The 20531-nt window shown below is 54.7% G+C and carries 20 protein-coding genes and 1 tRNA gene; 11 read left to right on the forward strand and 10 right to left on the reverse strand.

The window, feature by feature from the left end; all coding sequences use genetic code 11:
• Positions 1–24 precede the first annotated feature (24 nt).
• The 4 genes from A3850_RS15425 to A3850_RS15440 all read left to right on the forward strand — a co-directional run bounded on the left by A3850_RS15425 (position 25) and on the right by A3850_RS15440 (position 5635).
• A complete protein-coding gene (locus A3850_RS15425; RefSeq protein ID WP_068218434.1) occupies positions 25–4020 on the forward strand; it encodes a choice-of-anchor L domain-containing protein in 3996 nt (1331 codons plus the stop codon).
• On the forward strand, positions 4020–4655 hold the full coding sequence (locus tag A3850_RS15430; RefSeq protein WP_157501280.1) for a GyrI-like domain-containing protein: 636 nt from the start codon (positions 4020–4022) through the stop codon (positions 4653–4655). The genes A3850_RS15425 and A3850_RS15430 overlap by 1 nt, the downstream gene beginning before the upstream one ends.
• A 2-nt stretch (positions 4656–4657) precedes the next feature.
• Positions 4658–5464 (forward strand): orotidine-5'-phosphate decarboxylase, encoded by an 807-nt coding sequence (gene pyrF, locus A3850_RS15435; RefSeq protein ID WP_068218439.1) that lies wholly within the window; start codon positions 4658–4660, stop codon positions 5462–5464.
• 97 nt (positions 5465–5561) lie between these two features.
• Positions 5562–5635, forward strand: a tRNA-His gene (locus A3850_RS15440).
• Positions 5636–5743: 108 nt separating this feature from the next.
• Here A3850_RS15440 and A3850_RS15445 read toward each other — a convergent pair.
• Both A3850_RS15445 and A3850_RS15450 read right to left on the reverse strand, forming a co-directional pair.
• Positions 5744–6427: an L-type lectin-domain containing protein gene (locus A3850_RS15445; RefSeq protein WP_197494074.1), complete on the reverse strand. Its 684-nt coding sequence runs from the start codon at positions 6425–6427 to the stop codon at positions 5744–5746.
• Positions 6428–6548: 121 nt separating this feature from the next.
• Positions 6549–6920: a cupin domain-containing protein gene (locus tag A3850_RS15450; protein ID WP_068218441.1), complete on the reverse strand. Its 372-nt coding sequence runs from the start codon at positions 6918–6920 to the stop codon at positions 6549–6551.
• Between the two features lie 97 nt (positions 6921–7017).
• Between A3850_RS15450 and A3850_RS15455 the strand changes: the two genes are divergently transcribed.
• Positions 7018–7521 (forward strand): endonuclease V, encoded by a 504-nt coding sequence (locus tag A3850_RS15455; protein ID WP_068218444.1) that lies wholly within the window; start codon positions 7018–7020, stop codon positions 7519–7521.
• 35 nt (positions 7522–7556) lie between these two features.
• On the opposite strand, the gene coaD is transcribed toward A3850_RS15455, so the two are convergent.
• Positions 7557–8018, reverse strand: coding sequence for a pantetheine-phosphate adenylyltransferase (coaD, locus tag A3850_RS15460; protein WP_068218446.1), 462 nt, complete (start codon positions 8016–8018; stop codon positions 7557–7559).
• A 50-nt stretch (positions 8019–8068) separates the two neighbouring features.
• Here coaD and A3850_RS15465 point away from each other — a divergent pair, with 50 nt between their 5' ends.
• A complete protein-coding gene (locus A3850_RS15465; protein ID WP_068218449.1) occupies positions 8069–9415 on the forward strand; it encodes an MFS transporter in 1347 nt (448 codons plus the stop codon).
• Here A3850_RS15465 and A3850_RS15470 read toward each other — a convergent pair.
• Positions 9412–10932 carry a hypothetical protein gene (locus A3850_RS15470; protein ID WP_068218452.1) on the reverse strand — a complete coding sequence of 507 codons (1521 nt, stop codon included), beginning with the start codon at positions 10930–10932 and terminating at the stop codon, positions 9412–9414. The two genes, A3850_RS15465 and A3850_RS15470, sit on opposite strands and share 4 nt — an antisense overlap.
• 138 nt (positions 10933–11070) lie before the next feature.
• A complete protein-coding gene (locus A3850_RS15475; protein WP_068218455.1) occupies positions 11071–11601 on the reverse strand; it encodes a DinB family protein in 531 nt (176 codons plus the stop codon).
• A gap of 120 nt (positions 11602–11721) precedes the next feature.
• Here A3850_RS15475 and A3850_RS15480 point away from each other — a divergent pair, with 120 nt between their 5' ends.
• Together A3850_RS15480 and A3850_RS15485 are read left to right on the forward strand one after the other, a co-directional pair.
• The gene (locus A3850_RS15480; protein ID WP_068219871.1) at positions 11722–12777 is read left to right on the forward strand and encodes a sugar phosphate isomerase/epimerase; all 1056 of its coding nucleotides are present in this window, start codon (positions 11722–11724) and stop codon (positions 12775–12777) included.
• Between the two features lie 152 nt (positions 12778–12929).
• The gene (locus tag A3850_RS15485) at positions 12930–14270 is read left to right on the forward strand and encodes an aspartate kinase (protein ID WP_082921857.1); all 1341 of its coding nucleotides are present in this window, start codon (positions 12930–12932) and stop codon (positions 14268–14270) included.
• Between the two features lie 51 nt (positions 14271–14321).
• Here the strand turns inward: A3850_RS15485 and A3850_RS15490 are convergent, their stop codons facing one another.
• From A3850_RS15490 to A3850_RS15500, 3 genes are all read right to left on the reverse strand, one after another.
• Complete coding sequence (locus A3850_RS15490) at positions 14322–14798, reverse strand: gliding motility lipoprotein GldH (RefSeq protein WP_076639962.1); 477 nt, start codon at positions 14796–14798, stop codon at positions 14322–14324.
• A 74-nt stretch (positions 14799–14872) separates the two neighbouring features.
• Positions 14873–16024, reverse strand: coding sequence for a molecular chaperone DnaJ (gene dnaJ / locus A3850_RS15495; RefSeq protein ID WP_068218465.1), 1152 nt, complete (start codon positions 16022–16024; stop codon positions 14873–14875).
• Between the two features lie 88 nt (positions 16025–16112).
• A complete protein-coding gene (locus A3850_RS15500; protein WP_068218469.1) occupies positions 16113–16709 on the reverse strand; it encodes a nucleotide exchange factor GrpE in 597 nt (198 codons plus the stop codon).
• Between the two features lie 153 nt (positions 16710–16862).
• On the opposite strand from A3850_RS15500, the gene A3850_RS15505 reads away from it, so the two are divergent.
• A complete protein-coding gene (locus A3850_RS15505; RefSeq protein WP_068218472.1) occupies positions 16863–17714 on the forward strand; it encodes an O-methyltransferase in 852 nt (283 codons plus the stop codon).
• Positions 17715–17717: 3 nt separating this feature from the next.
• On the opposite strand, the gene A3850_RS15510 is transcribed toward A3850_RS15505, so the two are convergent.
• Positions 17718–18374, reverse strand: a complete 657-nt coding sequence (locus A3850_RS15510; RefSeq protein ID WP_231915336.1) for an NUDIX domain-containing protein — start codon at positions 18372–18374, stop codon at positions 17718–17720.
• Positions 18375–18520: 146 nt separating this feature from the next.
• Here A3850_RS15510 and A3850_RS15515 point away from each other — a divergent pair, with 146 nt between their 5' ends.
• Complete coding sequence (locus A3850_RS15515) at positions 18521–19036, forward strand: DUF4112 domain-containing protein (RefSeq protein ID WP_068218478.1); 516 nt, start codon at positions 18521–18523, stop codon at positions 19034–19036.
• Positions 19037–19187: 151 nt separating this feature from the next.
• On the opposite strand, the gene A3850_RS15520 is transcribed toward A3850_RS15515, so the two are convergent.
• Positions 19188–19709, reverse strand: a complete 522-nt coding sequence (locus A3850_RS15520) for a helix-turn-helix domain-containing protein (protein WP_068218481.1) — start codon at positions 19707–19709, stop codon at positions 19188–19190.
• A gap of 188 nt (positions 19710–19897) precedes the next feature.
• Here A3850_RS15520 and A3850_RS15525 point away from each other — a divergent pair, with 188 nt between their 5' ends.
• Positions 19898–20449 (forward strand): RNA polymerase sigma factor, encoded by a 552-nt coding sequence (locus tag A3850_RS15525; protein ID WP_369916969.1) that lies wholly within the window; start codon positions 19898–19900, stop codon positions 20447–20449.
• Positions 20450–20531 lie beyond the last annotated feature (82 nt).

Below are 20531 nucleotides of genomic sequence, written 5' to 3' on the forward strand. Positions count from 1 at the left end.
AGGTATCGTCTTTCCACCGCTCCCATGAAAATTCTCTTCGGCGTGCTACTGCTGGTGTTCACTGCCACCGTTTGGGGTCAGGAGGGGTTTGCTAAAGACCTAGCTAAAATGCAGGCTGCCGAGTTCTGGGGCGTACCCTACGTCAAGGCGAACGCGTCAATAAAGTCGGTCGGTTTTGACACTGAAATCAGCACTGACTTGGATGAGATGCTGGATTCCCTATTCCGGGGAAAATCTTGCTTTGAGCGCAGTGGCGTGGCGCTTCGCGGTCAGGACCGCACCATCGGCGGGGGAATGCAGATAGCCCAGACGGGTACCTTTACCGGTGGCGCCGACGTGATCGGGTTGGACCGGGGTATAATGCTCACAACGGGATTTACCTTTTTGGCTCCCGGGCCGAATTCACCACTGCCCGCAAGTGGATCTTCGCCAGCGGCCACACAAGTTGTAGATGCCGACGTAGCGGCCCTTCTTGGTGCGGGAACGCCTTATTTCGATGCCGCGATTCTTGAATTCACTTTTACGCCGACAACGGATAGCATCAGTTTTGATTACGTTTTCTTTTCCGAAGAGTACTGTAGTGGCATCAATAATGCGTTTGGCAGTGACGTATTCGCCGTCATTCTCGACGGGCCGGAGGGCAGATCAAATATCGCTACGCTGGAGAATGGAGACTTGGTCTCTCCATTTAACCTCAACCACGTGAAGACCCCGCAACTCTACGTGGATAACACGCCGCCTGGAAGTGTGGACGATTGTGCGGGTGGACCCATCGATCCCGCCCAACTGGCCGCCATCAACTACAATGGGTTCTCGAAACCACTGCGCGCTAAGGCAAAAGTGACTCCCTGCGCCACCTACACGATTAAGATTATCGTAGCGGATGCGATTGATGCGCAGTTGGATTCAGGCGTATTCCTGAAACTCGGCAGTCTTACTAAAGACCTCATCGAAAAACCGGTCGTCACGCCGTTACCAAACTTGAGTAGCGTAGCGCTGCGTGAGGGCTGTGATACCGCATTCATCACCTTCAACAGATTATTTAACGAGGCTGAGGATCTTGCAAAGGACCAATTGGTCAACTTCAGTTTCGCCGGCGGCGGAGGCGATCTATCAATGGCTACTCCAGGCCTTGATTACCTGGCACCGGCCAGCCCGGTGACCATTCCCGCCGGGGCGACCAGTATCACCATCGCCCTACCCATCCTTTCCGATGCACTTGCAGAAGGCCAGGAAGCGCTGATCATTGACTACGACGGACTGTGCAACTGCTCTTCTGGTGCCGATACGCTTTACTTGGAAGACACTGCACCGCTTTCCATCAGTCTGGACGGGCCGACATCCGTTTGTGTAGGGACTACGGCCATGGTTCGTGCCAATGCAGCCGGAGGTGACGGCAATTATACCTTCAACTGGCCGGACGGACTGGATGGAGATACCCGTAACTTTACGGTGGTGGGCGTCGACACAACGCTAGAGGTGAGCGTGACGGACGGGTGTGGAGGAATGACAATGGCACGCATAACGATCGACAACGGTGGTACCACCGCATCATTCGGCGCAGGGCCGTATTCACTTTGCGGCAGGTCGTCAGTAAGTATTCCACTTTCATTTACGGGGACCGCGCCTTACTTGGTATCCGTCAGGCAGGAACTAGCCGGTACCGCCACCACCATGGTTTATTCAATTAGTAATGACACCAGCTTCGTATTTACGCAGCCCGGGAGCATCACGCTACTGAGCGTCACGGATGCGAATGGTTGCACGGGGAGCGATCTCGGCAGCCCGATCTCAATCATCGATGAACCGGTTCAGTTTACTCAGCTGATTACTGAGCCTACCTGTGCCGGTAGTGCTGACGGTGCAATCACAATTGTACCTAGCGCCAGCGGCCCGGGAAATCTGGTTTACTCCTGGTCTGATGGCGGTCCGAACTCTCGTGAACGGACGGGTTTGCCCGCAGGTAACTACTCCGTTACGGTCTCCACGGCTAGCGACGCCAGCTGCTTCAAAGTCGAGCAATTTTCCCTTAATGACCCCGACCCGATTCTCGAGCGCCGCCGCATCGTAACCGCTCAGGATTGCCGGGCCGGCGGAAGCATCGAGGTAGCCTATCAGGGGGGGCGCGGCGCATTAGCCTACGCCTGGAGTAACGGGGCGACTACGGCCGACATCGATAACCTCCCTGCGGGCAACTACGGGCTGACCGTCACGGATACTGCTGGGTGCGTGGCCACCGAAACTTTTCTCGTTACGGATCTCCGCTCTACCCCGGACGCCACCATTTCTGCTACAGGATTGGAACTGAATTGTGCGCGGCCTTCCGTCCAACTCTCTGCACCTGCGGCAGCGCCAGATCTTGTTTACGCCTGGACCAATAGCGCCGGGTCTACGCTTAGCACGACTTCAGATCTCAACACCTCGATAGCAGGAGAATTCTTCCTCACCGTTCAGGATACGACAAATGGCTGTAGTAGTACGCAATCCGTAATAATCACCCAGAGTCCGAACGTTTTCAGTATCGAGCTGCCCGCAGAACGGACGTTAACCTGTCGCCAACCCACCACAACTTTGGTACCGACGCTTATCGCCGGGGTCGACTTTGAATGGTACCTGGATGGGGCGCTCATCAGCCGCGCTGATTCCCTCGTGGATCTCAACATACCTGGCGAGTACGAGCTTAGAGCAACGCGCCAGAGTGATGGCTGTGAAAGCATCGCTACCACTACCTTACTTGATGGAACGGCATTACCGATGGTTGCTGCAACTAACCCGTTAGTCAGTAAAGACTGCCGTAGTGAGACCGTGACATTGGCCACTGTTGGCGCGGGCCCTTATGCTTACCGCTGGACCAATGGTGCCGGCGCAGTAATTAATGGAGAGTCGGAGCCTTCGCTGGACGTGGCCGTTGCCGGCCAGTACGTAGCCGTCGTCACCGACACAATCACCGGTTGCTCAGCTAATCTGTCGTTCACCGTAACCGATGACGGCCCCACCGTTACACCGGACGCTGGCCCGGACGTAGCATTTGATTGCGCTGCCGCAGGTACCAGGTTGGAGGGATCCACCACCGAGAACCTGAGGGGCACCGAATACCGCTGGACAAACCTTGCGGGAAATGAGCTAGCTAACGGCCGTAGTTTCGTTACGGAGGAACCGGGTACGTACGTACTTGAAACGATCCACCCCATATCTGGCTGCAGCAGTTTTGATACCGTCACGGTAATTGATGACGGGCCTACGGCGGCTGAATTCGCAATTTTGGGAGGGCCCTGCCCTGAAGTTGGTGGCGAGCTAAGCTTGCTGAACGTAAGCGGCGGAACAGCGCCCTACGAGATTAGCAGTGTTGATGGGTTTACGGACGCAGGAGGCAGCACCTTACAAAGACTCCCCGCCGGGCCAGTTTCCGTCTTCATTACGGACGCCCGGGGCTGTGAATTGGATACCCTAGTCACGGTGCCAGAACCAAGCATATTCACCGGAACGGCGCCCAACCTTACCGTTCGCTTTGGGGAAGAAGTAAGCCTGGGCGCGAGCACCAATCGCGACTCGAGCATCCTACAGTATCGCTGGACCAACCTGCCAGACACCCTGGCGTGTACGAATTGTACGGAACCAAAACTGCGGCCACTGTCTTCCTTCACCGCACTGGTGGAGGTGACGGATGACGCGGGCTGTCAGGTCCAGATCCGACAGCAAGTATTCGTGGAAAAACGGGACCTGATTTACCTGCCCACGGCCTTCAGCCCGGCGGATGGCAACGGAGTCAACGATGTCTACGTCGTCTTCGGCGACGCTGAATTTGTGGACCGGGTGCGCCAATTTGTTATTTACGACCGTTGGGGGAATAAGGTTTTCGACCGCACCGACTTCGCAGTCAATGATCAAACCCAGGGTTGGAACGGTGAAACTGCCGACGGCCAGGCCTACCCCACTGGTGTTTACGCTTACGCCGTCGAGGTAGTGCTATTTGATGGGACGGTGGAATTACTGAAGGGCAGCTTTACCCTCCTTCGCTGATGGTTTTTACCTTCGCCACCCACCAAAGAAATATCCGAATGCTAAGCTACCGTTCGCTGATTGCAGGCCTGGTTCTGCTCACCCTTATTCTTGGTGCCTGCAAGCAGGAAGGCACCGTCGTATCCGAAGAAGTTAAAGTAGAAGGCGGTGACACGACCGCCCAAAGCCTGAGCCTGGACTTCACGGAAATCGAGCTAAAGGATGCGACCTACCTCGTGTTCCGGCAGGAGTTGTCACTGCAGGACGTGCCCGGATTCCTGGCCATTGAGGCGGATTCCCTGAATAACAAGGCCAACCGCGGTGGCGTGAAGGCAGCCGGACCGATGACCAGCCTTTTCTACGTGTGGGAACCCGAAACGGGAACGGCGGATGCAGCCGTAGCTCTCCCGGTGGAGAAGGGCACCAAACTGTCTCCATATGTTTCCATCACGTTGCCGGACGGCCCGGCCCTGGCGCTAACGATGGACGGCCCCTATGACCGGCTATCCGCCTTTCACTACGCCCTGAGTGCTGAATTGCAGACCCGCGGTTATAAGCCGGTGGCGCCCAGCATCGAGGAATACATTGTAGGCCCGCTCGAAACGCGCGACGCGCAGGAGTTCAAGACCCGCATCATTTACCCCTACACCAAGTAGCCATGAACCGTAAAGAATTGTTTGCCGCCATTCAGGCTAAGGAGAGCTTCCTCTGTGTAGGTCTCGACGTGGACCCTAAGAAAATGCCCACTCACTTGAACGGGGATGTTTTGGCATTCAACAAGGCCATCATCGACGCTACGCGGGATCTCTGCGTGGCTTACAAGCCAAACACGGCCTTCTACGAAGCGCTGGGGCTGGACGGGATGCGCATCCTCAAGGACACCCTTGACTACATCGGCCCCGACCACTTTACCATTGCGGACGCTAAGCGGGGTGACATCGGCAACACCAGCCGGTACTACGCCAGTTTTGCCTTCCATACGCTGGGGGCAGACTCCATTACCGTTGCTCCGTACATGGGGGAGGATTCGGTCTCTCCCTTTTTGGAGTACGACGGCAAATGGGCCATTGTCCTCGCCCTGACGAGCAATAAGGGAAGCCAGGACTTCCAGCACGCCGGCCAGGACGGCGGCGAAAAGCTCTACACCAAGGTGATGCGCAAGACTATGGAATGGGGCACTCCGGACCAATTAATGTTCGTCTGCGGAGCCACCCAGGCCGAGAAGTTTGCGGAGCTCCGTAAGGTTAGCCCGGACCACTTTTACCTGGTGCCCGGTATTGGCGCTCAGGGTGGTGACCTAGATGGTGTATGCCGCCACGGTATGAATGATCACTGTGGTTTGCTGGTCAATTCCAGCCGCGGCATCCTATACGCCAGCGCCGGGGAAGACTTCGCCGAAGCCGCCCGAGCCAGCGCCAAGAGCCTGCAGGATAAGATGGCGGCGGCACTGAAAGCTTACCTTTAAAGGCTAAAAAATATCCTTACAATTCTTTGCGGGTGCCGGCAACTAATTTACCTTTGCGGCGCTTTAGATTCAAAGCAGGCCAAAGGCCAATTACCTGGTAGTTGTAGCTCAGTTGGTTAGAGCGCTGGATTGTGATTCCAGAGGTCGCCGGTTCGAACCCGGTCTTCTACCCACCGAAGGGCATCCGTGAAAAACGGGTGCCCTTTTCTTTGCTCGAAAGCGGGGAAAATACCAGCAGCCCCATTATAAATAAGGTGCTATACAACTTCACGATCTTGGTTACTGCCCCGCCTGCGCGAAGGTCAATTTCTTGATGCAGATGTCCTGGTAGTTGGTTTTACGCCCGGTCGCTGCGGTTACGCCCCAGTACACAGTGGGGTTCCCCTGAAATATTTGCTTGACGATGTCGGCCTGGAGGCTAGCCCTTTCCTTGCCATCCAGCTGAACGGTGAGTTGCTGGTAGATGGGGTCCCAATTAATCCAGAGTAAGTGTTTGTTCCCATCTTCCAGATTGGGGACGGGGTTGGGCCCATCCACGCTGGCGTAATGGTGGGTCTGGCCGTTGACCATGATGGCGACGTGGTCCTGGGGCGGATCCGCCAAATGGTAATTCTGGTAGGTATCGAATTCAATCCCCAGCGAGGGGACGAGGCCCGCAAAGCCCATTCCTTCTCCCCGGTAGCCCGTCCGGCGGGTCGGGTGGAAAACGAAGCCGATGCCGTCGGCTCCCAGATCATCATTCTTTCCCAGGACGAGACACACCGTGATCTCGAAGGGCTTGGATAGGTCGATGGCCTTTTCGTACCAGGCGGAACCGCTGGCGTACTGGGCATCCGGCGTAAGACGGATGCATTCATCATTGAGGATGCGGGCCGTGCCGCCCAGGTCAAAATCCTGGACGCTGGACTGGCCAGTAAGTGTGAACGGAAGTAGAAAAAGTAGGGTAATCAGGTGACGTGACACAGTGAATTTCTTTACAGTGGCTAACTGCAATTAGCTATTTATTGTTGCCGACCCAATCCCTTGATGGCAGCTACCGAGCATCCAATCGCAGCACCTCTGTACTAACGTTGTAGCATCCTACCTAGATCCAGTCTAGTTGATGTTGCGTTTTTTCGTCGATTACGTCCCCGGTGTGTTTCGTGGTGGCTGGCTCGATGAGCATGATCCAGGCTTCTTTGCCTTCGTCGGTAAAGGGACGGTGTTCGACGCCGCGGGGAACGATGTGAAATTCTCCTTCCTTAAGAGTGATGATCTCGCCACTGCGAAACTCCAGGTGAAGGATGCCGCGTTGTACCAGAAATAGTTCGTCTTCATTGGCATGGTCGTGCCAGACAAATTCGCCGCTCACCTTGGCTAATTTTACCAATTGGCCGTTCAGCTCGCCCACAATTTTTGGCGTCCAAAGCTCGGTGAAGGAGTCGTACTTGTCATTCAGGTTTACTTTTGGTCGCATGCTATATTATCAGTCCTAATTGAATTTGGCAAATCGCAACTGGCACGTGCCCTCCTGCTGTTTTACTGGCCCAATTTATACATTTGTGGCCTAGCCTATGATCTACGCATTCGACGCTTACTACCGGGATAACGTTTGCCAGACGGCTGCGGCGACGTTTAATAACTGGTCCGACGTGAAGCCGCTTCACTTGCATACGGCCATTACCACCGTGGCGAGTGAGTATATCCCCGGGCAGTTTTACAAGCGAGAATTGCCGGGCATCCTGCAGGTACTGAATTACTTCCCACCCAGCGAAAATGACCTTATAGTGATTGACGGCTACGTTCACCTGGACGATGAGGGCAAGTACGGACTTGGCGGCCACCTCTACGAGTCACTCGGACAGCGAGTCCCCATCGTTGGGGTGGCGAAGAAAAAATACAAAACCGTCAACGCACGTCTCCGGGAAGTCACCCGCGGGAAGAGCCTCAAGCCGCTCTACATCACCGCCGTGGGGGTGGACCTGGACCGCGCCGCTCAGTGGATCACCAATATGGCCGGCCCCTACCGCATCCCTACCCTACTTAAGATTGTGGATGAACGGAGCCGGGCAGAATGACGAGGAGTTAAAGGCGTCACATCAAGCCGTATCCTTTACAATTTCACCGTAATCCCTTCCGGTAAGAATGGGGTAGCATCTCCCCCACCCTTAATAATCTCTCGCACGATCGTCGAACTGATGTGGCTCACTTCGGGCCGGCTGATCAGAAAGATGGTTTCCAGACCTTCCCCTACAATGTCGTTGAGCTGGGAGATGGTTTTTTCGTAGTCGAAATCGCTGGCGTTACGCAATCCCCTTAGTAAGTAGCGGGCTCCGATCTCCTTACAAAAGTGAGCCGTCAGCCCTTCGAAGCTGGCGATTTCCACCTTTGGCTCGTCCGCAAATACAGTTTCCAGCCAAGTCAGGCGTTGCTCCAACGAGCAGAGGTACTTCTTCTGGCTGTTCACGCCGACGGCCACGACGATCCGGTCAAACAGGGGGACGGCGCGGCGGACGAGTTCCACGTGGCCAATCGTGATGGGGTCAAAAGACCCGGGGAATACGGCGGTTTTCATGTCCGGTAAGGTAAATCAATTTGCCGGATTAAACACCTACCTTGGCGGGGATGAACGTACTCGACGACAACCTGGGCGCCCCCTCGCTGCAACCCCTCAACGATAAGCGAACCCTCAACGGTTGGGCGCTTTTCGACTGGGCAAATTCGGCCTTTGCCCTCGTCATCACCACCGCGATCTTTCCGCCGTACTTCACGACGGTTATCCCCGAAAAATTTAATGTCCTGGGCGTCGTCTTCACAAACAGCTCGTGGCTTACCTGGACGATCTCGATCAGTTACCTTATCATCGCTGTTCTCTCACCCTGGCTTTCGGGTATTGCTGATGCGGGTGGACGCAGAAAGTCATTCCTACGCATCTTCACCACCATCGGGGGCTTGGCAACGCTGGCCTTATTCTTTTTTGACGGGCCGGATACGCTCTGGCTGGGGACGGTCGGCTTCGCACTAGGTTTAGTTGGCTTTGCTGGTGGGCTCGTTTTTTACAACTCCTTTCTTCCGGTAATTGCCACCCCGGATCGTTTTGACAAACTGTCAGCGCGGGGCTTTGCCATGGGGTACGTGGGGTCCGTCATTCTGCTGCTCGTCAATCTGGCCATGGTACAACGGCCGGACCTATTTGGCCTGCCAACGGAGAGCACGTTACCCGTCCGAATGGTATACCTCACCGTAGGGATCTGGTGGTTGGCTTTTGCGTACGTCAGTTTCAGTCGATTGCCGGATGACGTAAGGCAAGTGGGAGCCAGCTTTGCCGACATGGGCCGTGCCGGTTGGGAAGAGTTGAAAAATGTCTACGCCAAGATCAGCCAGAGCCGTACCACGAAGCGTTTCTTACTCGCCTTTTTTCTCTACAGCGCGGGCGTCCAAACCGTAGTGTTTCTGGCTTCCACTTTCGCTTCCAAAGAGTTGGGTTTCGAAACCAGCGAGCTCATCATCCTTATCCTCATTCTCCAGGTCGTTGCAATCGCTGGGGCCTATTTGGCGGCGGCGGTTAGTGCCCGCTTCGGCAACCGGGTCGGCATTATCTTCCAACTGGTGATCTGGTTTTTCATCTGCATGGCGGGCTACTTCGTCTACGGCAAGGAGCAGTTTTACGTGGTTGCCGGGTTCGTCGGCCTCGTCATGGGGGGGATCCAGAGCCTTAGCCGGAGCACCTACGCCAAGCTTATTCCATCTCGTAAGGACGTCACGAGCTACTTCAGCTTTTACGACGTGCTCGAAAAAGTGGCCATCGTACTGGGCACCTTCATCTTTGGGGCGCTGGATTTACTCACCGGCAGCATGCGTCTCAGTTTACTTACCCTCGGCATTTTTTTCGCCGTAGGCATCGGAGTAATGTTCACCTTCAGTCTGGCATCAATCAGGGGCGCTGTCGCAGGTGCGGAGGAAGTGGGTTAGAGGTACTTCACCAGTACGGACCGGCGGTGGTTCAAAAAGGGATCGTTCGGTGCGTAGGATAGCGCTTCATCAATAAAGCGAAGGGCACCGGGGTAATCCGCAATCCGGAAGTGATAATCTGACGCCGCGTAGAATGCCGTCAGCGTCCAGATGCTGCGGATTTTATTGACGCTCAGCCGGCCTACCGATCTTCGGAAGTCTTCCACTGCGGGCAGGGCGAGGTCCGGACGATCTCCTGCGTAAAGGTCCCGGATGGTGAGTGCTTGTTCCCGTAGCCCTTCATTAGCAAATTGGCCACTGTTCAGCAGGAAGGGATACGTACCGGATAGTTGCAATAAACGCTGCTTAAAGGCCTGACCGGAAAGACTTTCCTTATTGACCTCCGCAATGATGAGGTTACTCAACATTTGCTTGTAGGAACTTACTTCGGGGAAACCTTGGTAGAGTTCGGCCGCTTCCAATCTGGCAGCGCGAAGGTCACCGACTGCGATGTAGTGTTCCATCATACGCAGGCCTTGAAGTTGCATCATTTGGCTGGTCCATTCCGTCTGGCCATCCGGTGCGCGCTCTAGGTAATCCGCCAATAGGTTACGGGTTTTCCCAGGATCGGTAGTAGCCAGGATAATCCGCTGCTGCTCATCGAAGTGGCGTAGGATAGCCGGCGGCGCGGTAGCGTGGTCGGGGTTGGCTTGCCAAACGGCAAACATCTCGTCCAGGCTACCACTCTCGTACTGAAGCGGGGGCGGTTGGGAAGCCAGCTCAACGGCTTTCTCAAAGACCAGGAAGGCGGCACGGCTATCGTTACCTTCCGCTAATTCCAGCAGCGATTGGCTGCGCGCAAAGTTCTCCTCGCCGTAGGCCACCTGTGCGTAACGCAGTTGAAGGTAGGCTCCCAACTGCTTCAGGGAAAGGGCTTGGCTGGGATTGTAGTAGTATTCCTTAAAGGTCGCGAACGGATCCTGGGGAGACCGTTCTTTAAGATCCGGGAGGAGAGTCTCCCCCAGCAGGATCAGGTAATTACTTCTGAAGGACTCCTTTGCCTCCGAAGTGATGTCCTCCTCCACGTAGTAGTTCACGTCAATGTCCTTCCCGTCGGGGTCCGTTTCGAGGCGCACGTAGAAGTGATCGACGTAGAGGTCGTAATCGACTTCAAATTCATTCAGGGCCAGGGCCATGACGGAAGCGGCGGTAGCGTCGTTGTAGCTACCGGAACGGAAGACGTCCGTCAGCGTGGCCTTTGCGTCGTAGTGGCGGAATACCTCATCCTCGAGGTAGCTCCGCATTTTCTTGATCTTCTTTTTTGTTGATCGGCGGTCCAGCTTTTCCTCCTTGCGGAGGTCCTGGTACAGGTCACGAAACTCTGCGTAGAGGTACTGCCGTTCGTTAGCGGCGGCGGGCGTTTCGCCGGGTACGAGACTGCGGAGGGAAGTCGGCAGTGACTGCGCAAGCGTTACCTGGGCGATGGTGAGCAGGACGATCATACATCCCATTCGCTGCTTCTGTAATAAGAGGTTCATTCAGTAAGTTGAAAGTCAATACTTAAGGTGAGGGCAGCGTACCAAATCCATTACTCTGCACCTGCGGCAGCGCCACAATAATAGTCCCAAACTTAGTTGGGGTGCCCAAAATAAGCAGCAATACGGTAGTAGACCGAGCTAGGCGGAAGTTCCAAAGCCATACTTCTCGCGGTATAGCTTAGCGTGGTGGAATACGTGGCCGCAGAGGATGAAGCCGATGGCCCGGCAACTGGCGGGGTTTCCGGACATGTGACCGATACGCGCTAAATCTTCTTCCGTAAGCGATTTGAAAAGGATTGTATTGGAGCGGCGTACGACCCGAAATTCTTCGATCATATCGAGCCAGCGGCGATCTTCAACCTTGGCCACGCTGGCAAATTCGTTCTGGTCAAAACCGGGCAACGGCGCGGTATCCCCACGGCCAATGCGGAGCGCTCTACCAGCAAAGACCCGCTCGGTATCGATGATGTGTTGCAGGCATTCTTTAACCGTCCACTTACCCGGTGCGTAGCGGTAATTGACGTGGTTTTCGGGGACGTGAGTGAGGTATTCGAGCAGTGCGGCGGCACTTTCGTCGAGCGCTGAGCGCAGGCTAACGTCAGGGATCTGGTCGATATAGCCGGCGTAATAGTCGTTGTATTCTTCGGCGGGTAGTTCGGAAACGCGCATATAGTTGATAGTTTACTCGCAAAGCTAACGAATGTTTTGGGGCTACTTCCTATCTTCCGCCTCCGATCATTACTTACCATGCAGCTGCCGGAACGCAGCGGATACAAAACCCAAACGATCATGAAAACAATCCAAGGACCAGCCATTTTTCTCGCCCAATTCATGGGGGACGAAGCGCCCTTCAACAGCCTCGATGGCATCTGCAAATACATGGCCGACCTCGGTTACAAAGGCATTCAAATTCCTACCTGGGACGCACGCCTGATCGACCTCGAAAAGGCCGCCGAATCCAAGACTTACTGCGACGAGCTGAAGGGTAAAATCGGTGAGTACGGACTGACGATCACCGAACTCGCCAGCCACCTGCAGGGCCAACTCGTGGCCGTCCACCCCGCCTACCAGAAGATGTACGAAGGCTTCGCCCCAAAGGAGGTGGCCGGTAATGCCAAAGCGACCCAGGAATGGGCGACCCAGCAAATGAAGTGGAACGCCAAGGCGAGCCGCAACTTGGGCATCAGCGCTCACCCCTCCTTCAGTGGTGCCTTGCTGTGGCCTTACGTCTACCCCTGGCCCCAGCGCCCCGCCGGATTAGTAGAGGACGCCTTCGCCGAACTCGGCAAGCGCTGGACGCCCATCCTCGACGTATTCGATGAGTGTGGCGTCGACGTCGGTTACGAACTCCACCCCGGTGAGGACGTGATGGACGGCACCAGCTTCGAGCGCTTCGTGGAAGCCTGCGGCGGCCACCAGCGCGCGCAAATCAACTACGACCCGAGCCACTTCGTGCTACAGGCCTTGGACTACCTCGAATTTATCGACATCTACCACGAGCGAATCTGTGCTTTCCACGTGAAGGATGCCGAGTTTAATCCTACCGGCCGCCAGGGCGTCTATTCCGGCTACTCCGGTTGGGCGGATCGTGCGGGACGCTTCCGCAGCCTTGGTGACGGGCAGGTGGACTTCAAGGCCATCTTCTCCAAACTTAGCCAGTACGATTACGACGGCTGGGCGGTGTTGGAATGGGAGTGCGCGATCAAATCGAGCGCCCAGGGAGCGGCGGAGGGTGCGCCCTTCATTGCTGAACATATTATTGAAGTGACGGAACGGGCTTTTGATGACTTTGCGGATGCGGGAACGGATGCGGAGACGAATCGGAGGATTTTGGGGATTGGGTGATCATATTTTTGACCATATTCCCGGGATCTGACCCGACCTACGGTCGAGTCTGATCCCGGGCTATCATGGTGATCCTTACCAGGATCGTTTGTCTCACGTCTTGAGAACCTTTTTTGTGTGGTGGCTTTATCTTCGCGCACCAATTTGCGCTTATGTCTCCTACCCCGTTGAAAGTCTTCAAATTTGGTGGTGCTTCCCTTCGTGATGCCGCCGCCATTCGTAACGTCGCCAATATTCTGGCGCTGTTTAAGGATACTCCCATCATGATCGTTGTTTCGGCGATGGGTAAGTCGACCAATGCGTTGGAGGAGGTAGCGCGCGCCTATTACAAACGCGATTTGGATACGGCCCGGGAGAAGCTGAGTGAGATCCACGGCACCACCATGCGTTCGGTAGCGGAACTGTTTCCGGATGGCATTCCGGGTGAACTCGCCGCCAACATCAATGACCTGCTGGTGAGCATCGAATGGATGTTTGAGGACGAACCAAATGAATCCTACGACTACGATTACGACCAGATCGTCAGTTTGGGTGAGCTTCTATCCAGCCACATCGTTAGTGCCTTCCTGAACAGTCAGGATCTGCCCACGACTTGGGTAGATGCGCGCGACTGCATCATGACGGATAATACCTACCGCGAAGGTTGGGTACAGTGGCCGGAAACGCAGGCCCGCATTACGAAGCAAGTGGCGCCCCTGCTGGAAAATGGTGGCTTTGCACTTACCCAGGGTTTCATCGGGTCCACCAGTGAAAATTACACAACCACGCTGGGCCGGGAGGGATCCGATTACTCAGCCGCCATCTTTAGTTACTGCCTCGATGCGGCGGGCATGTACATCTGGAAGGACGTCCCCGGCGTGCTAACGGCCGATCCTCGCTTATTCGACAACGTCAGCAAAATTGACCGCCTCAGTTATAAGGAGGCGATTGAGATGACTTACTACGGCGCAAAGGTGATCCACCCCAAGACGATCAAGCCGCTCCAGAATAAAAGTATTCCCCTACACGTCCGGAGCTTCATCGATCCGGAGGCCGTGGGCACCATCATCAGTGGTGAGGCCGGCGATAGCTACCCACCGATGGTAGCCGTGGAGAAGGACCAAGCGTTGGTTAACATAAGTACCAGGGACTTTTCCTTCGTCGCCGAACACCACATTAGCCAGTTGTTTGACCACATTACGGCGACCCGTCTGCAGGTGAATATGATGCAGAACACAGCCATCAGTTTCAACATTGTGGTGAACGACATTGACGACCGGATCGAGCGATTTCAGGCGCTGGTGGAAAAAGATTTCAAGACCACCGTTGATCGTGACCTGGAACTCATTACCATCCGCCACTACACACCGCAGGTGCGGGATAGTATGCGCCAGGGCAAAGTGATGCTCCTGGAAGGCCGTCTTCCGCTAACCTTGCAAATGGTCATGAAGGACGTACCCGTGATTAAGCGCCGCGATGAACCAGTGGTGGGTTGGAACGCGAAGGTGAGCTAATGTAGACCTCAGGTAGTCAAGAGAGTTAGGAAACCTTTGTTATAAGATTGGTTACTGCTCCGGTGATTCCACCAGCCGTAAACCCAGCCCGGTAATGGCTGGCAGGGGTTCGTCCCGGCTGTTTTGTTCCAGCGTGATCTGGTAAGTACCGACGTTCGGAAAGCGCGTGTCGAGCAGGATCGGAATGGAGTACTCACATTCGCCGCCCGAGCAGTCACCGTTCCACGCACCAAAGTCTCCGGCAAGGTCGATACTGATGCGTTCTTTCGTGCGGATGCCCGTGGGTGGCGTGGTGTAGATATTCAGGTATAGGTTCTCGTACGCGTACTGCTCGGTGTGGTCGACGATGATTTCCAGGTCGTAGGGTTGGTGTGGGTCATCAATACTGAACCCGAAATTGAGGGTATCCGCGTAGCTCCAGCCGTTGCCATTGGTGGCTTGTTGGTATTCGTACATAACAATTGGGCCGCAAGCGGATAGGCAGAAGAGTAAGAGCGCGGCGCTAGCAAATTGCAGGACTGTTTTCATGGATCGTGGGACCATTTGGATCAAAAGGAAAAAGGGCAAACACACTGTGCTTGCCCTCCTCAACGCTTAGTGGTTTAGTTGAAGTACTCCTTCATTCTCTCGAAGAAGCCTTTATCGCCTTTCTGCTGCTGCGGTTTGAAGTTGTCCATATCGCGCATGCGCTCCAGCAGTTCCGTTTCATCCTTGTTCAGCTTCTTGGGCGTCCATAGATTGACGTGAATCAATTGATCCCCTTTGCCGTACCCCTGAAGGGCTGGCAGACCTTTATCGCGGAGGCGGAAGATCTTTCCGGATTGCGTGCCGGCCGGTACCTTGATCTTAACCTTTCCGGTGATGGTGGGTACTTCAACGGAGGTGCCCAGCGCGGCATCAGCAAAATTGAGGTAGAGGTCGTAGATCAATTTCTGGCCATCCCGCTGCAGGAATTCGTGTGGCTTCTCTTTGATATTAATGAGTAGGTCTCCGGCGGGGCCACCGCGGCGCCCGGCGTTACCCTTACCGCGCATGCTGAGCTGCATGTCTTCTTCCACGCCGGCGGGGATATTGACTTCGATGGTGTCCTCATCGTAAGTGCGGCCCTCTCCTTTACAGTTGGTACAGTTGGCTTTGATGACCGTACCCGTGCCCGAACAGGTGGGGCAAGTAGTCGTCGTGGCCATTTGGCCCAGGAAGGTGGACCGTACCTGACGGACGACACCGGCGCCATTACAGGTCGTACAGCTGGATACGCTACTAGAGTCCTTGGCGCCCGAACCGTCACAGACGTCACACTGCTTTTGACGCTTCACCTTGATCCGCTTGGTCACGCCAGTGGCGATCTCCTCGAGTGTCAGGGAAACTTTGATCCGGAGGTTCGACCCACGCTCACCACGGGCCTGGCGACGAGCGCCGCCGCCACCAAAAAAGTCGCCCCCAGCAGCACCACCGCCAAACATATTGCCGAACTGGGACATGATGTCGTCCATCGTCATCCCACCGCCGCCGAAACCGCCTTGTTGCTGGTCAACGCCCGCGTGGCCGAAGCGGTCGTAGCGGCTCTTTTTGTCTTCGTCGCCGAGGACGTCGTAAGCTTCCGCGGCTTCCTTGAATTTATCTTCGGCCACCTTATCGTCCGGGTTACGGTCGGGGTGGTATTTCATGGCCAGTTTACGGTAGGCCTTCTTCAGTTCTTTAGCGTCGGCGTTCTTACCCACGCCCAGTACTTCGTAATAATCTCTCTTAGCCATTTGTCATTTTTAGCCTCGTAAATTGGAGGCAGGTCTTATCATCGCCCCCTATAGTATTGGGATGCGTAAACAGTGAAAGCGTCCAGCTTTATTTTCCGACGACCACTTTGGCGTGGCGAATAATTTTGCCGTTGAGGGTGTAGCCGCGTTCCACGGTATCGACCACCTTGCCGGACATCTCCGGGCTAGGAATTTCGGTGATGGCTTCGTGCAGATCTGCATTGAAGTCTTCGCCGTTGGATTCCATTGGCTTCAGCCCCTGGCCGGATAGTGAATTCAGCAATTTCTTGTGAATCAGACCAACGCCGCTGTCCCACACTTTTTTAGTGTCCTCGTCACTTTCTGCCTGCTTTACAGCACGGTCAAAATCATCGAGTACGGGAAGCAGGGCCAGCATGGTTTTGCGGCCGGCAGTTTCCATCAGGTCCAATTTCTCCCGCTGGCTGCGCCGCTTGTAGTTTTCAAACTCGGCGTACAGGCGGAGGTGGCGATCATCCTTCTCGGCAATCTGCTGGTTGAGGCCGGCAATCACGTTATCGTTACTCGCGGAGGCTGCGGGTTCTTGAAAATCCTCAATCTCCTCCTCAATCTGGTCGGCTACTTGCTGGCCGTCGAGGTCGAGGCCGGCATCTTTAAGGAGATCCTCATCTACAATTGGCTCGTTGTTGGTATTCTTCTTTCCCATTTGGTATAAAATTTAGCTTTTAGAAGTTTGCAAATGTGAGACCACCACCGGCGGTGTGCCGGATTGTCAGTCCGTTTTAAAATAAGTTGTCTACCTACCTCAAACCAAAGAATTACGTCAATGATCGCAGGGCACGGGCTACCTTTGCCGGCCATGCGCGCGTCCGTCTCTTACTGGCTCTTTCGGATTGTCTCCAGCTGCCGCTGGTACTGGTCAGCCGTCACGCGCTACGACGTGCATTCTCCCCAAATTGTATCCTTCATCAATGAGGTTTACCGAGATGATCGGTACTACCACGCGTTTACGGAGATCAGTCGGGTTCGGCAGTCTTGGCGCCACGATAGGCGCAGCATCCAGCTTCTCAGCCAGGGAGCACCTAGTAAAACCATTGCCAGGGGGCGTACGAAGCGGTCGGCCCGGTCGCTGGTGGCGACCAATGCAATTGGAGAATCATCCGGCCGCTTTCTATTTAGGTTGGCATTGTGGCTGAGGGCAGAACGAATTCTGGAGTTTGGTACGAACGCTGGTATTAGTACGCTGTACCTGGCCAAGCCTGATTCGCAGGCGAGGGTAGTTACCGTCGAAGGCAACCCGGAGGTAGCCAATTTGGCGCAGGAGACTTTCCAGCGAGCCGGGGTGCAGCCAGCGGCACACTGCGCGTTATTCGGTAACTGGCTACGGCAAAATCCGCCCACCGCCGCTACACCTTACGATCTGGTATTCATTGATGGGGACCACCGGTACGCTGCTACCCTTGATTACGTCCGCCAGTTGTTGCGGGCGCGGACGGACAAAAGTGTATTCGTAATTGCCGACATCCACTGGTCGGAGGGTATGGAGAGCGCCTGGGCGGAATTGAAGAAACTCCCCGAAGTGACGGCCTCGGTGGATACCTACCACTTTGGACTACTCTTTTTTGAGCCCGGCCTGCGGGGGCCTCACGTAACGCTGATTCCTACGCGCTACAAGCCCTGGCGCCTGGGATTTTTCAATGCAACAGGTTAGGCATCAACGCCGGTTCTCTTTGACTTCAAAGTTGAACCCAGACTTTTCAAGGGCGCGGTAACGACTTTCGTCGAACTCATACAATTTAGCCGGGCGGTGGGCTACGTTTTGCTGGACTTGACCAAGATCGCGTAATAAGTTCATAGCCAGGATCTTCTTGCGGAAATTCCGCTTCTCGAGTTCCGTTTCCCAAATCGCCTCGTAAAGGTGCTGCAACTCGGTGAGCGTAAAGGCCGGTGGAAGAAGCTCGAACCCCACGGGGCGAAGCCGGATGCTTTCCCGTAGTTGCTTCAGCGCTACGGCAACGATTTCCGCGTGGTCGAAAGCTAAGTCGCCCAGGTTGTGGACGGTGTGCCAGGTCACCTCCCGAGCTAGACCCGCTGCTTTAGGCTCGAAGTCGTCAATTTTAACGAGAGAGTAATAGGCTACGGTAATTACCCGCCCCAGCGCGTGGCGGCCGGGTTGGCCGAAGGTGGCGAGTTGTTCCAGGTATACGTCTTCGAGGCCAGTCATTTGCCTGAGTACGCGCTGGGCGGCGGCATCCAGGGCTTCTTCCTTTTCAACGAAGTAGCCCGGCAGGGCCCATTTATCTTCCTCGGGTGCTTCCTTGCGCTTTATGAGCAAGATCTTCAACTCTCCCTCGTCGAAGCCGAAAATCACGTTATCAACGGTAAAGGCTGACTTAAAGTAACTATTGAATCTGTCCCGGGTGCTCAAAGAATGTGTAAGTGGATTAGGCCAAAGATACACGAAAGGCGAAAGCACCCAGCAGCAAACCCGGCGCGCAATTGACACGTTGAAGCGGCATGACGCCAGAAACGACCTACAAGCCAATTGACCCGAGCCGGCAAATCCTGACGGATGCCCAACGCGACGTCCCAGAATTAAAATGGGTGGATGGGTTCAGCCAATTATTGGATACCAAGTTCCGCATTCCAGGAACTGAACAGCGATTTGGCCTGGATTTCATTCTCGGCCTCGTTCCCGGTGCTGGTGACATCGTCTCCCTCGGTATGTCCGGCATATTAGTGGCCACAATGGCCAAGCACGGGGCGAGTTCCAAACTGGTGGCGCGGATGCTCGTCAACGTTGCCCTCGACGCAACCGTGGGGTCGATCCCCATCCTCGGGAATATTTTCGACTTGGTGTATAAGGCCAACTATCGCAACGCCGTCCTCATGCGGGAATACTACGATGAAGGCCGGCACGAAGGCAGTGTGTGGCCCGTCGTCATCGGTGTCATCATCACGATCATTGCCATCTTCATTCTCATGATTTGGCTCACCGTGTCCCTCTTCGGTTGGCTGTTCGATCAGTTCTAAGCCAGGCAGAGATGGCATCGGCCTTATTCTTGTGCTCCACTCAAGCTAGGACAGATAAGGGGGCGCTGCCGCAGGTGCAAGTTAAAGGGAAAGAATGGATCTAGTTGCTGCTGTGGATCTCAACCAAGATGTCCGGCCAAAACGTCAGACCTCAGTCACACTGGCACCCAAGTTCAGAGAGGAGTGCAGCGTGGTTATCCAGGAGCTGATTGGTTAATTCGGACAATTGCTGGTAGTGCGCAGCCAAAATTTCGGCGTCCGCACAGGGGGAGGTGATCTTTTCACTCTTGTAGTCAAAAAGCATCCTAGACGATTTGATGAGGCCAGCTAATTCATCGGCGCGTTGCTGGTGGGAGGCGATGCGGTCCCGCTTTTCTTCCTTCCGCTGGGCGAACGCAATCTTGGCCAGCGTCAGTTCTTCTTGGTCCGAGAAATCTCTCCTGATGATATCGCGGGGATCTACGGCGAATAACTTACTGATCCTTAGCGTCTTGCAAATGCTGGGTTCCGCCAGACCACTCTCGTAGCTGGCGATGTTGCCCCGATTTAGATTGAGCCGCTGAGCAAGTTCAGATTGTGACCAGCCTGCTGCTTTACGCAGGATCCGCAGATTCGAGGCTAGAAAGTTTGGCAGCCTGATGGGTTCAGTTGATGTGGTAGCAGTGGTAGTCATGGTTCCCGAGCTGTTGTGATATCATTTACACCGCGAGGAAGGCCAAGGTTGAAATTTGTCAATTTTTTTTACGTTTCCGCTTCATGCCAGCTAGAATGGAATAGTTATTGCATAATTCTTTGTGCATAAAGTGAGGAGCTATTGCCATTTTAGGTGTTCGCCCTTACTTTTGTAAAAAATATTAACAAGTGAAGAAGAAAGTCATCAAAGCCACCAAAAAGCAACAACGGGAAATCCAGGAGTTGCTCAGTACCATTACCAATAGCCTGCGTGCCTTTAGTTTGAAGCTAACGGGCAACATGAGCGACGCCGAAGATCTCTATCAGGATACGGCGCTGCGTATTATGACTAACGCAGAGAAGTATAACCCCGGCACCAATTTTAAAGCCTGGGCGGTAACGATTATGCGGAACATCTTTATCAATAACTACCGCAAGCGGGTCCGTCGCAATTTGATTATCGATCAAACGCCAAATAACTACTACATCAATAGTGGTAATAAGACTGTCTTAAACGATGGCGAAAACGACGTAACGTTCAATGAGCTACAGGAGTTGGTGGATCGTTTACCGGATGACTTCCGAATTCCATTTCTGATGGCGTTTCAAGGTTACAAGTACGATGAAATCGCTGAGCAATTAGGCTCCCCACTCGGCACGATCAAGTCGAGAATTTTCTTCGCCAGAAAAAAATTACAGAAAATGTACGAGGAGGCCATGCGCGAGCGATCCGTTGCCTAAACTGACGTTCTGCCCTTATAAAATGCGGTTTGCCCCGACCCTGGGAGCTCGCATGATTTTATAACAATACAAAGCACTCAGT

It is taken from the genome of Lewinella sp. 4G2, assembly GCF_001625015.1.
GTDB lineage: Bacteria > Bacteroidota > Bacteroidia > Chitinophagales > Saprospiraceae > Neolewinella.

What these genes read in the sequence shown, in the direction of transcription:
- A3850_RS15465 (WP_068218449.1), top strand. Translation starts at nt 8,069, where the DNA reads ATGAACGTACTCGACGACAACCTGGGCGCCCCCTCGCTGCAACCCCTC.
- A3850_RS15485 (WP_082921857.1), top strand. Translation starts at nt 12,930, where the DNA reads ATGTCTCCTACCCCGTTGAAAGTCTTCAAATTTGGTGGTGCTTCCCTT.
- pyrF (WP_068218439.1), top strand. Translation starts at nt 4,658, where the DNA reads ATGAACCGTAAAGAATTGTTTGCCGCCATTCAGGCTAAGGAGAGCTTC.
- A3850_RS15500 (WP_068218469.1), bottom strand. Translation starts at nt 16,709, where the DNA reads ATGGGAAAGAAGAATACCAACAACGAGCCAATTGTAGATGAGGATCTC.
- A3850_RS15520 (WP_068218481.1), bottom strand. Translation starts at nt 19,709, where the DNA reads ATGACTACCACTGCTACCACATCAACTGAACCCATCAGGCTGCCAAAC.
- A3850_RS15505 (WP_068218472.1), top strand. Translation starts at nt 16,863, where the DNA reads ATGCGCGCGTCCGTCTCTTACTGGCTCTTTCGGATTGTCTCCAGCTGC.
- A3850_RS15490 (WP_076639962.1), bottom strand. Translation starts at nt 14,798, where the DNA reads ATGAAAACAGTCCTGCAATTTGCTAGCGCCGCGCTCTTACTCTTCTGC.
- A3850_RS15450 (WP_068218441.1), bottom strand. Translation starts at nt 6,920, where the DNA reads ATGCGACCAAAAGTAAACCTGAATGACAAGTACGACTCCTTCACCGAG.
- A3850_RS15475 (WP_068218455.1), bottom strand. Translation starts at nt 11,601, where the DNA reads ATGCGCGTTTCCGAACTACCCGCCGAAGAATACAACGACTATTACGCC.
- dnaJ (WP_068218465.1), bottom strand. Translation starts at nt 16,024, where the DNA reads ATGGCTAAGAGAGATTATTACGAAGTACTGGGCGTGGGTAAGAACGCC.
- A3850_RS15430 (WP_157501280.1), top strand. Translation starts at nt 4,020, where the DNA reads ATGGTTTTTACCTTCGCCACCCACCAAAGAAATATCCGAATGCTAAGC.
- A3850_RS15470 (WP_068218452.1), bottom strand. Translation starts at nt 10,932, where the DNA reads ATGAACCTCTTATTACAGAAGCAGCGAATGGGATGTATGATCGTCCTG.
- A3850_RS15455 (WP_068218444.1), top strand. Translation starts at nt 7,018, where the DNA reads ATGATCTACGCATTCGACGCTTACTACCGGGATAACGTTTGCCAGACG.
- A3850_RS15425 (WP_068218434.1), top strand. Translation starts at nt 25, where the DNA reads ATGAAAATTCTCTTCGGCGTGCTACTGCTGGTGTTCACTGCCACCGTT.
- A3850_RS15515 (WP_068218478.1), top strand. Translation starts at nt 18,521, where the DNA reads ATGACGCCAGAAACGACCTACAAGCCAATTGACCCGAGCCGGCAAATC.
- coaD (WP_068218446.1), bottom strand. Translation starts at nt 8,018, where the DNA reads ATGAAAACCGCCGTATTCCCCGGGTCTTTTGACCCCATCACGATTGGC.
- A3850_RS15480 (WP_068219871.1), top strand. Translation starts at nt 11,722, where the DNA reads ATGAAAACAATCCAAGGACCAGCCATTTTTCTCGCCCAATTCATGGGG.